The organism is Saccharicrinis aurantiacus (assembly GCF_947489045.1).
Lineage (GTDB): Bacteria > Bacteroidota > Bacteroidia > Bacteroidales > Marinilabiliaceae > Saccharicrinis > Saccharicrinis aurantiacus.
On the sequence record NZ_CANLCN010000001.1, the window covers coordinates 329,072 to 342,145 of the forward strand.

Genomic DNA, 13,074 nt, shown 5'->3' on the forward strand with positions numbered 1-13,074 from the left:
TAGAGTTAAAGTTCATATTTAGATAATGTAAATCTAAAAATTGTTTTGTCAATAATGTATAATAATCCGCATGCAAGAGTAATTATAAAAGCTAAGGATGGAATTTTGTGAAAGGTACTCATGATAATATCAATAGAGTATTTGAATGTACTGTGTAAAGTACTCATTCCGTAAATATCAAGTAGCTCAATATTGCTCTGAGCAAACCATAAGAGCAATAGAATACTGGCGCAAGATAATGCGAAGTAAATAGTGGTGTAATTTAGCTTAGTTTCTTTCTTTAATTCAAAAACAGGAGCTTGTGAACCCACAGTGTGCATAACCTTTTTTGTAAAATCAGCTGAAGGTTCTTCAAGCTCTATCGATGAGAATAAATCACGTAAAAGTTCATTTTCGTCGTTGGTATGTATATTATGATGTTTCATCTTCTTAAAATTTAAATTTATTAGGCCTGAATTAATGATTGTGCTTTCCCGTTCATTAACTTTTGTAAAATAGCCAACATGTTTTTACGAGCTCTATGTAGTTTTACTTTTACATTACTTGTGCTGAGTTCTGTTGTTTTAGATATTTCTTCAACACTTAATTCTTGATAGTAATATAAAACTAATATGAAGGCCTCATCCTCTTTAAGCTTGCTAATTGCTATTTTTATAATTTTCTTTTTATCAAATCTTTCTAAATGATCAATTTGATAACTATCAAGGTTTATATCAATTTCATTTAGATCATCAATGTTCTGATTAAATTGCTTTTTGATACGTACTCTACTCAGAGCAGTTCTGTATATTATTTGATATAGCCATGTACTAAACTTCGATTTTCCTTCGAAAGTATTTAAATTTTTATAGGCTTTAACAAAAGCATCCTGAGCTACTTCTTCAGCATCTTCACTGTTTTTTGTTATACTTATAGCCAAGGTATAGGCCATCCTCTTGTATTTATCCACAAGGGCACTATAGGCTTCTACTTTGCCGCTTTTAATTTCCTCTATAAGTAAATTGTCTTCTTTTGGGTTCATCTATACAATATGACGCCTGTAAAAGAACTCAAGTTACAGATATTTGTAAAATAAACTCTTTTAAATTAGTGAGACACCTTCAAACTCGATATTTATTAATTACCATAAGGTTTATTACTATTTTAAATAATTATAAAGGAAAAAAGTGAAAATTTTTCTATTTATCAAATAAACACTTCATTACCTAATAAGAATCATATACATAAATATGCTTAATTTGAGGATATTCTTAGGTTTTTTGTAAATATCATAGATTATAGCTCTGTATTATTGATAGTTCCACATTACTCAAGAGGGTAAATCCAAACAACTTATTACAAATGCATTACAAGCAATGCTCAAATAATACAGTAAGAGTTTATAATAGATTTCCACTCTTATAAAGTATACTAAAAGATCATAGAATATTCTTAATACGAACTACTATTGTGTAGTGTTAGTTATTAATTTGATGGATTGTCATTTTGTTAAATAACTTACCGAACCTAAGTTGCTGAACGTGAATGATTAATATTTTCCCTTGTGTTTTTTTTAAAAAAAACATAACTTAAACTTGTAATCTATTTACGGTGAATCAGAATAACCCAATTGGAGATCTAATCGATCTGTTAAACATTAACAGATAATACCTATTCTATACATTCCAGAATCTAACAACAATTGATTCTCGGTTAGTTTAAGTGCTTAAAACTAGTTTTATGAGAAAAATTAGAATAATAATTAGCACACTATTATTTTGCTCGTTGGCAGGATATTCTCAGAGCCTTATCAGATACGCCTTTACTGACTTCCCATCAAAAAATTGGAAATCAGCTTCATTGATGTATGTAGCAGGATTTGCTGATGGGCATGCAGAACTACTATCGCATCATTATTATAAATTCGAAAGGACTTTTCCTAATGCTAATCCGCAATTTTGGAACCCAGAACTATCTTGGGTGAATAAGTATAAAAATAGTGACCCAAATCAGGGGCCTAAATATTTTGGTAGCACCAATGCATTTGTTTTAGCCACCGATGGCTATCATGCATGCAAGTTTGTTCAAAAATCAGCCATTGTTGCTGCATTGGTCATCAAAATAGGTGAAAAGAAAAAGTTCAAATACTACATTGTTGATGCTGTTATGTATTTATTTACATACACCCTTGGCTTTTATACATCTTATGGTTTGATGTATAGATAGCCCTCTCTCTTCTTATATGCGCAAATTCTTGTTTGCTGTATATATTCCATAATACATGTGTGATTAAATTATTAAGATTATTATTATGAAGTTAATTCGTTATATCAGGTTAATGGTATTATTATTAATTACTGTTAGTATATATTCTTGTGCAGAGGAGGATATAAATCTTGTTATAGTTGAACCAACTATTATTGAAGGTGTACGTTTGTTCTATAATGTACAAAACCAAGATATGTCAAATTTAGGGTGGGAAGAGAAAGAAAAAGATATTTCTTTTTTATCCTGTGAAGGTACTCTTTGCTATGAAGTGATTAAAGGTGAGTATAGCGGAGATAATGGCGTATTTATTAGCGAAATGATAATTCATTTGGATAATCAAGAGACTGCTGACACAATGCTTAAAATGCTTGAAATAGAATTATTAAAAGGAATGGATGATCCGCAATTAAACCATACCTACAAAGAAGGATTACATACTTATATTCGGGGTGTTGAACGTTTTGAAGTAGTTACATCAGAATCAAAAACAAGTATCGTAATAACTCCTGTTGTAAATTTGATTCAGGCTTTACATTAACAAAAAAAGCTTCACAATTGTGAAGCTTTTAGTACCGAGAGGCGGGCTTGAACCGCCGACCTCATGATTATGAATCATGCGCTCTAACCAGCTGAGCTACCTCGGCATTTTGTTGCAAATGCTTCAGAGAAGCGGAGTGTTATTCCTTTTTTGCGGTGGCAAATGTATAGGATTAATTGTTAATTACCAAATGAAGTTTGTAAATAATTTGATGTTATTTTAAGCTTTAAACTTATCTGTTTAAAATTCAATTTATTAAAGTTTAAAATAAATTATAAGTCGGTTTGCCAAACATAACAATCTTTCATTTTAATTTCAGGTTTATCTTTAAAAATACCATAAACGGCCGCTCCACTGCCTGTCATGCTTGCATAAATTGCACCTTGGTTATAGAATTCCTCTTTTATAGCTTTAATATCAGGATGAGCATTTAATATACCTGGTTCAAAATCGTTAGATATTAAAGTAGTCCAATTCTCCAAAGGTTCGTTGATGGCATCCTTAATGGGATGCTTTGGTTTTTGAGGTGTAATACCACTAAAAGCTTCTGCCGTTGAAATATGAACGTTTGGTTTGATTAGCACAAGATGATAGCCTTGCAGGTTTAAATCTATTGCTTGAAGTTTTTCACCAATGCCAGAGGCGAAACAAGATTTGTTTAAAATAAAAAAAGCACAGTCGGCACCAATTTTGGCGGCATAAGCGATGAGTTCATCTTTGCTTAGGCCCAATTTAAACAAAGTGTTTATTGTGCTTAGGGTAAATGCTGCATCAGCTGATCCGCCACCAATACCAGCACCAAATGGTATTACTTTATGTAAATGTATTTTTATCGGAGGTATATCAAAGTCTTCTTTAAGCTTTAAGAGTGCCTTAATACAGAGGTTGTCTTTAGTATCGCCATCAATAACTAAACCAGAGGAACTCCAAATATAGGGCTCGTTAGATTCTTTATTTTCTATAATTTCGAGTGAATCGCAAAGTGTTATAGGGTAAAATACGGTTTCTAGGTTATGGTAACCGTCTTTACGTTTTTCAGTAATATTAAGTCCTATGTTTATTTTAGCATTAGGAAAGCAAATCATATGTATTGTTTTTATTGCGACAAATATACAATAGTTCGTTAGTTTTTAGTAGAAGATATGTGCGAATAGAATTTGAAAATGAACAATAAGAGCAATTAGATGAATAAGTATTACCCGTGAGAAATATTTACTAATATTAGTTATAGGATTTAAGTGCTTGCAGTTATTTGGCTTAGGGATAGGAGCGGCATCCTTTGTGAGCCCATTATGGCGAAGCAAAGATATAGCGTTTAGCCCGCCCCTTGGGGAAGCCCCTAATTGGCTTTACATTTAATAACTATTGCGTGTGTTTTTATTGATTATTTACACATTTTTTAATGTCAAAAAAAGAATAACGATGTCTGAAAATTAAGATAGATGTTTACCTTTGTAACCCCCAAATTTTAGAATTGATATAATAATTATGGCAGATAGAAAATACACCCCTAAGAAGGCAGCACCGAAACAAGATTTAGAGTTTGGTAAAATGCCACCTCAGGCTTTAGAACTGGAGGAGGCTGTTTTAGGAGCTTTAATGCTTGAGAAGGAGGCTTTTTTAACAGTTGGTGAGATTTTAAAGCCAGAGTGTTTTTATAAAGATACCCACCAGAAAATTTACAAGGCTATTGTGAGTTTATCAACCAAGGAATTACCTGTTGATATGCTTACGGTTACTGAAGAGTTGAGAGCTTTGGGCGATTTAGATGAGGTTGGGGGTGCTTATTTTATAACACAATTAACGGGTAGAGTTGCATCGGCAGCGCATATTGAATACCATGCTCGTATTATTTGGCAAAAGTATTTGCAACGCGAGGTTATACGCATAAGTAGTGATATTCAGAGCAAAGCTTACGACGAAAGTATTGATGTTGATGATTTGCTTGATGAGTCGGAAAGTTCATTTTTCACCCTTAGTCAGGGTAATATGAAAAAGGATGTTACTCAGATTAACCCAGTGATTGATGAGGCGATGGAAATGATTAAGATTGCCTCGCAGCGTGATGATGGGTTGAGTGGGGTACCTTCGGGGTTTGCTGAGTTGGATAAAATTACTTCGGGATGGCAAAATACCGATATGATTGTTATTGCCGCGCGTCCTGCTATGGGTAAAACTGCTTTTGTACTGTCTATGGCACGTAACATGGCACTTACACATAAAAAAGGAGTTGCCGTATTTTCGCTTGAGATGGCCAATGTGCAATTGGTGAATCGTTTGATAGTTTCAGAGACTGAAATTACGGGTGAAAAAATTAAGAAGGGTAATTTAGCGCCTTACGAGTGGCAACAGCTCGATCATAAAATACAAAACCTTATTGATGCGCCTATTTATGTTGATGATACAGCCGGATTGTCGGTTTTTGAATTGCGTGCCAAAGCGCGTAGATTGAAAAAACAGTATGACATAAGCATTATTATAATTGACTACTTGCAGCTGATGAATGCGAGTGGTATGAATCCTGGCTCTCGTCAGGAGGAGGTGAGTTTAATTTCGCGTAACCTTAAAGGCTTGGCAAAGGAATTGAATATTCCTATTGTGGCGCTATCGCAGCTTAACCGTGGTGTTGAAGGAAGGGCAGGAGCAGAGGGTAAACGTCCGCAACTATCCGATCTTCGTGAGTCGGGAGCCATTGAGCAGGATGCCGATATGGTATGTTTTATTCACCGACCAGAGTATTATGGTATTACTGAGGATGAGCAAGGTAATAACCTTATTGGTATGGGGCAGATTATTATTGCAAAGCATCGTAATGGTGCCACGGGCGATGTAAACCTTCGATTTAGAGGTGAGCTAGCACGATTTGAAGATCCGGATACGGGCGTTTTTGGTGCTGACTTAGGAATGGATCAAGGCGGACAATCGGTTACTTTTGGCTCTAAAATGAATGAGCCTGAAGGTTCAGGTTCTAATTTTGCTAAAGATGTTGGATTGCCTGATTTACCACCATCGCCTCATGATAGTGATGTTCCTTTTTAGATTTTAGGTTATTAGACAATGTTTTCCTAATTAAATTTTCACTCAAGCCGTGAAGGCTTCTACTTTTTTCTACAGTCAAAAAAGTAGACAAAAAGACCGTCGACTGCACCCATTTCACTCAAAAAACTAGGTTTCATGACTGAAATTGTTTTAAACTCGCACTTTTTCGTGCCTCAAAGCACTCAAACAGAAAACAATTTTTAACCGTCATTTCAATCCAGTTTTTTGGTTCACTGGCTGAGGTCGATACTAAACAAGGCGTGCAGCACATTATATAAAAATGTTTAGGACGCCATTGCTTATTAGAAAAAAGATAATAGACTATTGGGTGTAATGCGAATAAGTCTACTATCTATTATCTCTTTAAACTATCGAATGTAATTCTTGTAAGTCGCTAATCTCATGCATTAAAGTGCGAGTATGCGGCTTTTTTTGTGGGTTAAAGAAAACGTAATCGAGCCCAAAATTAATAGCCCCATCAATATCCGTTTTTAAATTATCGCCAATAACCAAGCATTCGCTTTTGCGAGCATTGGTACTTTTTACCGCATGCTCAAAAAACGATCTTTTAGGTTTCGAAGCACCAATAGTTTCCGAAATAAACACTTTGGTAAAAAATGGCTTTAGCTTACTATTTTTAAGTTTGGTAAACTGAACCTCTTTAAAACCATTGGTGATAATATGCAGTTGGTGCTTTCGCTTTAAGGCCTCTAATACTTGCAGTGTATTAGGCATTAACATTGTTTTGGTAGGACTAACAGTGATATAGTCGCTCGCAAAATTCTCTGCCGTTGATTCGCACTTTAATCCGGCCTCTGAAAAAGGCGTATGAAAACGATCAAAGTTCAGTTTTGCTTTATTTATTTTCCCCAGGCGGTATAATTCCCAAAGCTCATCGTTATAGGCCTCGTACCTATCGTAGAAATGCTTAAAACTCTCAAAATTATTACCCAAATGGTACTTTTCAAAAAGCTGCTCAAGCGTATGTAGCGAGTTTGTTTCAAAGTCCCAAAGCGTATGATCAAGGTCGAAAAATAAGTGCTTGTATTTCTGTGGTAACATATATAAGAGGTAATTTTTTTTAAAGCCCTAAAACAAAATAGGGCTGTGAAATTATTTTACGGCCTGATAAAATTAATGGTGCGTGAAATAATTTCACGACCTACTTTTAAAAACAGGGCGTGAAATTTTCTCATTGCTTGCCCAAAGGCTTTTTCATGCTTTAAAGAAATTTTAAAGCTTCCCCAAACTCTTTTTCTTCCAATGCAGAAACTTTAAAGCTTCCCTAAGCCGTGTTTCTTGTAATGCAGAAATTTCATTGCTCGCCCAAGCGCTTTTTGGACGTTTAAATAAAATTCACGCCGCTTTTTACTAGTTAACCTGAGCCACAAAAAATTTCGAGATGCTCCAAAAGGCATCTTTATCCGTAATAACTACAAGTTTATTGCCCTCGTCGTCAGTATCAATGCTGTACGAACTGTTAGGGTGGTTCGAAAGAATCTTCACCTTTGGTCTGTACAAGGCAATAGAGTCTGTTTCTCTAATATCAATCTCAGTAAAATAGTTTTCATTAAAGCTATCCTCAAGCAACTTAGCCTTGCTTAAAAAACCATCGGCAGTTAATATTTTGTGTTCCTTCAGTTCCTTTTTAGTACCAAACGAATAATAGGCAGTATATAATTTTTTAACAGCCATTTTTAACTCGCTAGTGGCACCTTTATTCTCTTTGTTAAGCGAGTCAAGCACCTGTTCCATGCCTTCAACCGTAAAGTTTAGGGCTGCAATCTGAATATCTTTTTTATTAATCTGCTCCTTTAGCTTAATAATTTCAATCCTTTTTTCCTCTAACTGTCTGTTAAGTCGCGTTACTAAATCGTTCAGTTTTTTATCCGACGAATGATTACTAATTAGCTGTTTCTCCAAGGCCGCAATTTCAGCTTTGTTGGCCAGCATCAAATCGTAAATAGATTGAATATCACTGTTAATCTGATCCTGAATACTTCTCGAATTCTTTTCCGACGAGTTCAAATTCACATCAATCAAATTCTCTTTCTTCTTTATTTCCTGCAAATTATCATCAATACTAATTAAAGAAGTCACCAATTCATTCGAAATCTTCTCCAACTCTGCATTGGCAATTATCAACGAATCGTTTTGTTCTTGAGTAGTTTTGTGTCCTTGGTTGTTACAAGCAAATAATAGCACCAATAAAGGCAATGCAATTAGTTTCTTCATGATAATTATTTTATAGTTATTCTTAATTATTTTTTTGGGCTTCCCCTGCGGGTCGGGCTATGCGCTATATCTTTGTTCGCCATAATGGGCTCTCAAAGGATGCCGCTTCTATCCCTAAGCCAGCTGGGTTCTAAAGCCTGTGCCTCTATCATCAGCCAATTAACAATGCTTGTTAATCCTTCTTATATTTCTTTTCCTTCTTAATTTCTTTTTCCACTTTTCCGCTCACCACAATTACAATTTCACCTTTAACTGTTTTGGCATCAAAGTGGGCAAAAAGCTCATCTAAAGTACCTCTGGCATTCTCTTCGTGCAATTTAGTTATTTCGCGCGAAACACTAGCTTGTCTTTCTCCGCCAAAATATTCGGCCATTTGCGCCAAAGTTTTTGTTAGTCTAAAAGGCGATTCGTAAAAAATCATTGTTCGGGTTTCTTCAGCCAATAATTTCATTTTAGTTTGTCGGCCCTTCTTCTGTGGTAAAAAACCCTCAAAGCAAAAGCGGTCGTTCGGTAAACCCGAGTTCACCAAGGCCGGAACAAAAGCGGTGGCACCCGGTAAGCACTCTACCTCAACGCCAGCCTCAATAGCATGTTTCACTAGTAAGTAACCCGGATCTGAAATAGCCGGTGTACCTGCATCCGAAACCAAAGCACCCGTCTGTCCGGCTAATATATGCTGCACCACATTATCAGAAGTATTGTGTTCGTTAAACTTATGGTGCGAAAACATTTTGGCTTCTATTTCAAAATGCTTTAATAAAAAGCCTGTTTTACGCGTATCCTCAGCTAAAATAAAATCAGCCTCCTTTAAAATTCGTAAGGCACGGTAAGTAATGTCTTCTAAATTTCCAATTGGGGTCGGAACAATATATAATTTACCCATTATGTTGTATTAAAATCTTCGTTGTACGTAGTTGAAAAAGTTTTTACTCAGCTCTTCATTCTCCCAATTAAAGTTCGATTTCAGAAAAGTAAGTGCACTTTCAAATGAATCCATTTCGTTAAGTTGGCCCAGCGTATCCGACATTAACGTGGCATTGCCATTAAATAACTCTCGCTGGTATAAAAAACGATCGTTAATACCCAATCCTTTGCTTAAATCGGCAACGGGTTTTCCCAATAGGTTTTTACTAATATCAGCATGAGTAACTTGATCGTTTAAAGCCCTTTTGCCCTTTTGCAAAGTTTCACCAAGTCGTAAGTTATTTGCTTGCTCTGTTTTTGTTCCCACCGCTTCTGTTTTTACAGCAGTTGCAGTTGGTTTTTCTTCCACAATTTCTTTAGGCTTTTCAGCTTCAATAATTGGTTTTTCTTCAATAACCGAAGTCTCTTTTACAAGTTTTTCAGTGGTCTTATTTTCAATTATCTCTTCCTTAACTATACTTTCCTTCTCAGTAGCAATTGGCTCTACTGTAGTAAGCTCTTCTGCCTTGGCTTCTGGTATAATATCGGGCTGAATAATTTCTTTCGGAGCAGCAGGTGTTTCTTGTTTTATGGGTTCAGTTTTTTCAATAGGCTTGCTCTCTACGGTATTAGCACCTAGGCCTTTTAGCATATTAAGCTCTTCCGTAAGGTGGCTTACTTTTTTTTCAGTTAATTCAATAAATGCATTCGGAATATTTGCCTGTCCCTGAAATGACTTAATGAGTGTTTCAATCTCACTGAGATCATTTAAAATGATACTTAATAATGCTTCTTTATCCATAAAAAATATATCAAGAATAAAATATAAAGTCTTTTTTCTTACTTTCTTTGCAAAGTTAATGATTGCTTGCTTATAAAAGCTCGTAATACGTTAAAGAGATAAAAATAAAGTTATTCGCACTAAATTTGGGTATATCGTCTCATGTTTTTAGAAAAATCAAATAATACCAATGCCAAAAATGGTTGGATCGAGGTAATAGCCGGATCTATGTTTTCGGGCAAAACCGAAGAATTAATACGTCGTTTGCGCAGGTCAAAAATTGCCAAGCAAAGAGTGGAGATATTTAAACCGCATATAGATGTTCGTTATAGTACCGAAGAGGTAGTTTCACACAATGCCAATTCAATTGTATCCACACCAGTGGAAACTTCAGGAAATATTTTACTTTTATGCGGCAATGTTGATGTTGTAGGAATAGATGAAGCTCAGTTTTTCGACACCGGTTTGCTTGATGTTTGTAATCAGTTAGCCAATCAGGGAATTAGAGTTATTGTAGCGGGTTTAGATATGGATTTTAAGGGGAAACCATTCGGACCAATGCCCGGCTTAATGGCCTGTGCAGAATATGTTACAAAGGTTCATGCTATTTGTATGCGTTGCGGAAATTTAGCACAATACTCACATCGTTTGGCTACAGAAGAGGCGCGCATTATGTTGGGAGAGAAATCAGAATACGAACCGCTTTGCAGAGATTGTTATACCGGTTTGCAGAAAGTCTAAAATTGTAAGTGAAAATGGAGAGTTATCAATTATTAGAGTTATCAGAGTGGATTGACGGAAAGGTTATTATTAATAATGACCAAAGCATACGATATTTGTCTATTGATAGTAGAACTATTGCTGATGCTGCCAATGCCTTGTTTATCGCCATTAGAGGAGAGCGCAACGATGGGCACCATTTTATAGCTAAGCTCTACGAGCTTGGGGTTCGTAACTTTATGGTTGATCATACCTTTTTGTATTTTCATAAATGTAAAGAAGCCAATTTTATTATTGTTGATAACTGCGTTGAAGGTTTACAGAGTTTAGCAAGGGCCAAACGTTTAAAAAGTAAGTGCGATGTGGTTGCCATTACAGGTAGTAATGGTAAAACTGTTGTTAAGGAATGGCTCGCTCAAATGGTAGGTAGCAGCCGTAGGTTGGTGCGTTCGCCTAAAAGTTATAATAGCCAAGTGGGGGTTCCTCTTTCTGTTTGGAATTTAACCGAAGAGAGTCAGTTGGGCGTATTTGAGGCTGGTATTTCAGAGCCCAATGAAATGAGCAAGCTCGAGTCTATTATTCAACCAAATATTGGAATTATTACCAATATAGGTTCTGCTCATCGCGAGAATTTTGAATCGCAAAGTCAAAAACTAAAAGAAAAGATTAAGCTATTTAAAGGTTGTTCCACAATTATTTATTGTGCTGATGATGCTTTAATAGATGACGAAATAAATAAAACTTATCCCCTTATCAATAAAGTTACTTGGGGAACATCAGACAATGCTCAAATTAAAGTAAGCACTAAATCTGTTGATGATAGATGGAGCTTTAGTTTAACCTACAAAGGGGAGGAGTATTTATTTGATAGTTCTTATACTGATGCTGCTTCAAAGGAAAATTTATTAAATACCATTAGCTGTTTATTTGTGCTGGGTTATTCTGCAGAGTATATTCAGAGTAATCTTCCAAAGGTAGTTCCTGTTGCCATGCGAATGGAATTAAAAGAGGGTATAAATAATTGCATACTAGTAAACGACTCCTATAACTCAGATATATCATCTCTTTCACTTTCTCTCGACTTTTTAAGTCAACAAAGTAAGGGAACAAACTCATCCAAAACCTTAATCTTATCGGATATTTATCAGAGTGGATTAACCGATGCAGAAATTTGCAGCAGAATAAACGAACTGCTGCTTAAAAAGGGCGTTTCAAAATTATATGCAGTGGGAGAAGCCTTGAGCAGAAATGCTACTTGTTTTCAAATGAACGCTCGCTTTTATAATTCTACAGATGTTTTATTGTCAAATGTTACTCAAAACGATTTCAATAATGAGGCTATCCTTATTAAGGGATCAAGATCGTTTGAATTTGAAAAGATAACAGCTGCACTAGAACAAAAACATCACGAAACTCGATTAGAGATTAATTTGAATGCATTGGTTGATAACTTAAATTTTTATCGAAGTAAACTTCATAAAAATACCAAGGTGTTGGCTATGGTTAAGGCTTTTAGTTACGGGAGTGGTTCGTTTGAGATCGCAAACGTACTTGAGCATCAGAAAATTGATTATTTGGGAGTGGCTTTTGTTGATGAAGGTGTGGAGTTGCGTAAAGCCGGCATATCCTTACCAATAATTGTAATGAATCCTGAGGAGAAGAGCTTTTCAACAATGCTACATTATAACTTAGAACCTGAGTTGTATAGTATAAAGGTGGTAAAGTCGTTTGTTGCGGCCTTACAAAGCGAAGCAATAACCGAATATCCGGTGCACATTAAAATTGATACAGGCATGAATAGGCTAGGCTTCAATAATGAAGATGTCTGGCTTTTAAATGCTCTGTTGAAGGAATATAGCTTCTTAAAAGTGCAATCCGTATTTTCGCATCTATCAGGCAGTGATTATGAGGCTTTTGATGATTTCTCAATGCATCAGTTTAATCTATTTGATGCCCTTGTAGCTAAAATTGAAAAAACAATCAATAGAAAAGTAGATAAGCATATACTGAATTCGGCAGGTATTCTGCGATTTCCGAATCATCAGTATGATATGGTTCGCATTGGAATTGGCATGTATGGCATTGGTCCGGTAGAGTCGCATAAATTAAGTAATGTCATTAAATTCCGATCTTACATATCTCAAATTAGAAAGGTGCCTAAGGGACAAACCATAGGTTATAATAGACAAGGGAAGCTAGATTACGATTCGGATATTGCCATTGTACCAGTTGGCTATGCTGATGGTTTAGATAGGCACCTGGGTAACGGAAACGGCGCAATGCTAGTTAACGCTCAGTTGGCACCTATTGTGGGTAATATTTGTATGGATATGTGTATGCTAGATGTTACAGGTTTAGATGCCAACGAAGGGCAAGAGGTGGAGATATTCGGTCCAAATATCCGAGTTGAAGAAATCGCGAAAAGCTTAGATACTATACCGTATGAAGTATTTACGGGCATTAGTAGAAGGGTAAATAGGGTATATTATTATGAGTAGTTAATAAGCAATATCTGTTAAAGCAGATGCTTATTGCTGTCAATATAAAATTTAAAACTTCTAATCGTAAATAGAGAAGAAGTTTAGAGAAGTATTTAGTAAACGAAAAAAGG

12 protein-coding genes and 1 tRNA gene are annotated in these 13,074 nt (G+C 35.5%); 5 read left to right on the forward strand and 8 right to left on the reverse strand.

The genetic code is table 11. The annotated features are described in order from the left end of the window. Positions 1 to 5 precede the first annotated feature (5 nt). Both QMO11_RS01265 and QMO11_RS01270 read right to left on the reverse strand, forming a co-directional pair. Positions 6 to 425, reverse strand: a complete 420-nt coding sequence (locus tag QMO11_RS01265) for a hypothetical protein (protein ID WP_282035663.1) — start codon at positions 423 to 425, stop codon at positions 6 to 8. Positions 426 to 445: 20 nt separating this feature from the next. Beyond that, on the reverse strand, positions 446 to 1,021 hold the full coding sequence (locus QMO11_RS01270) for an RNA polymerase sigma factor (protein ID WP_282035664.1): 576 nt from the start codon (positions 1,019 to 1,021) through the stop codon (positions 446 to 448). A 698-nt stretch (positions 1,022 to 1,719) separates the two neighbouring features. On the opposite strand from QMO11_RS01270, the gene QMO11_RS01275 reads away from it, so the two are divergent. Both QMO11_RS01275 and QMO11_RS01280 read left to right on the forward strand, forming a co-directional pair. Continuing rightward, positions 1,720 to 2,205, forward strand: coding sequence for a hypothetical protein (locus QMO11_RS01275; RefSeq protein WP_282035665.1), 486 nt, complete (start codon positions 1,720 to 1,722; stop codon positions 2,203 to 2,205). Positions 2,206 to 2,290: 85 nt separating this feature from the next. Continuing rightward, the gene (locus QMO11_RS01280) at positions 2,291 to 2,785 is read left to right on the forward strand and encodes a hypothetical protein (RefSeq protein WP_282035666.1); all 495 of its coding nucleotides are present in this window, start codon (positions 2,291 to 2,293) and stop codon (positions 2,783 to 2,785) included. Positions 2,786 to 2,817: 32 nt separating this feature from the next. On the opposite strand, the gene QMO11_RS01285 is transcribed toward QMO11_RS01280, so the two are convergent. Further along, positions 2,818 to 2,891, reverse strand: a tRNA-Met gene (locus tag QMO11_RS01285). A 166-nt stretch (positions 2,892 to 3,057) separates the two neighbouring features. Next, a complete protein-coding gene (gene ispE / locus QMO11_RS01290; RefSeq protein WP_282035667.1) occupies positions 3,058 to 3,870 on the reverse strand; it encodes a 4-(cytidine 5'-diphospho)-2-C-methyl-D-erythritol kinase in 813 nt (270 codons plus the stop codon). A gap of 403 nt (positions 3,871 to 4,273) precedes the next feature. Between ispE and dnaB the strand changes: the two genes are divergently transcribed. Then, entirely contained in the window at positions 4,274 to 5,824 is a 1,551-nt protein-coding gene (gene dnaB, locus QMO11_RS01295) for a replicative DNA helicase (protein WP_282035668.1), read from the forward strand. Between the two features lie 363 nt (positions 5,825 to 6,187). Here the strand turns inward: dnaB and QMO11_RS01300 are convergent, their stop codons facing one another. From QMO11_RS01300 to QMO11_RS01315, 4 genes are all read right to left on the reverse strand, one after another. Next, positions 6,188 to 6,886, reverse strand: a complete 699-nt coding sequence (locus tag QMO11_RS01300) for a YjjG family noncanonical pyrimidine nucleotidase (RefSeq protein WP_282035669.1) — start codon at positions 6,884 to 6,886, stop codon at positions 6,188 to 6,190. 309 nt (positions 6,887 to 7,195) lie between these two features. After that, positions 7,196 to 8,059: a Cbp1 family collagen-binding glycoprotein adhesin gene (locus tag QMO11_RS01305; protein WP_068472777.1), complete on the reverse strand. Its 864-nt coding sequence runs from the start codon at positions 8,057 to 8,059 to the stop codon at positions 7,196 to 7,198. A gap of 172 nt (positions 8,060 to 8,231) precedes the next feature. Next, positions 8,232 to 8,942: a 16S rRNA (cytidine(1402)-2'-O)-methyltransferase gene (gene rsmI, locus QMO11_RS01310; protein WP_282035670.1), complete on the reverse strand. Its 711-nt coding sequence runs from the start codon at positions 8,940 to 8,942 to the stop codon at positions 8,232 to 8,234. A 9-nt stretch (positions 8,943 to 8,951) separates the two neighbouring features. Then, positions 8,952 to 9,764, reverse strand: coding sequence for a hypothetical protein (locus tag QMO11_RS01315; RefSeq protein WP_282035671.1), 813 nt, complete (start codon positions 9,762 to 9,764; stop codon positions 8,952 to 8,954). 141 nt (positions 9,765 to 9,905) lie between these two features. On the opposite strand from QMO11_RS01315, the gene QMO11_RS01320 reads away from it, so the two are divergent. Together QMO11_RS01320 and QMO11_RS01325 are read left to right on the forward strand one after the other, a co-directional pair. After that, complete coding sequence (locus QMO11_RS01320; RefSeq protein WP_282035672.1) at positions 9,906 to 10,484, forward strand: thymidine kinase; 579 nt, start codon at positions 9,906 to 9,908, stop codon at positions 10,482 to 10,484. Between the two features lie 14 nt (positions 10,485 to 10,498). After that, positions 10,499 to 12,961, forward strand: a complete 2,463-nt coding sequence (locus QMO11_RS01325; protein ID WP_282035673.1) for a bifunctional UDP-N-acetylmuramoyl-tripeptide:D-alanyl-D-alanine ligase/alanine racemase — start codon at positions 10,499 to 10,501, stop codon at positions 12,959 to 12,961. Positions 12,962 to 13,074 lie beyond the last annotated feature (113 nt).

Coding starts and splice junctions, on each gene's coding strand:
- QMO11_RS01265 (WP_282035663.1), bottom strand. CDS start 425: ATGAAACATCATAATATACATACCAACGACGAAAATGAACTTTTACGT.
- QMO11_RS01270 (WP_282035664.1), bottom strand. CDS start 1,021: ATGAACCCAAAAGAAGACAATTTACTTATAGAGGAAATTAAAAGCGGC.
- QMO11_RS01275 (WP_282035665.1), top strand. CDS start 1,720: ATGAGAAAAATTAGAATAATAATTAGCACACTATTATTTTGCTCGTTG.
- QMO11_RS01280 (WP_282035666.1), top strand. CDS start 2,291: ATGAAGTTAATTCGTTATATCAGGTTAATGGTATTATTATTAATTACT.
- ispE (WP_282035667.1), bottom strand. CDS start 3,870: ATGATTTGCTTTCCTAATGCTAAAATAAACATAGGACTTAATATTACT.
- dnaB (WP_282035668.1), top strand. CDS start 4,274: ATGGCAGATAGAAAATACACCCCTAAGAAGGCAGCACCGAAACAAGAT.
- QMO11_RS01300 (WP_282035669.1), bottom strand. CDS start 6,886: ATGTTACCACAGAAATACAAGCACTTATTTTTCGACCTTGATCATACG.
- QMO11_RS01305 (WP_068472777.1), bottom strand. CDS start 8,059: ATGAAGAAACTAATTGCATTGCCTTTATTGGTGCTATTATTTGCTTGT.
- rsmI (WP_282035670.1), bottom strand. CDS start 8,942: ATGGGTAAATTATATATTGTTCCGACCCCAATTGGAAATTTAGAAGAC.
- QMO11_RS01315 (WP_282035671.1), bottom strand. CDS start 9,764: ATGGATAAAGAAGCATTATTAAGTATCATTTTAAATGATCTCAGTGAG.
- QMO11_RS01320 (WP_282035672.1), top strand. CDS start 9,906: ATGTTTTTAGAAAAATCAAATAATACCAATGCCAAAAATGGTTGGATC.
- QMO11_RS01325 (WP_282035673.1), top strand. CDS start 10,499: ATGGAGAGTTATCAATTATTAGAGTTATCAGAGTGGATTGACGGAAAG.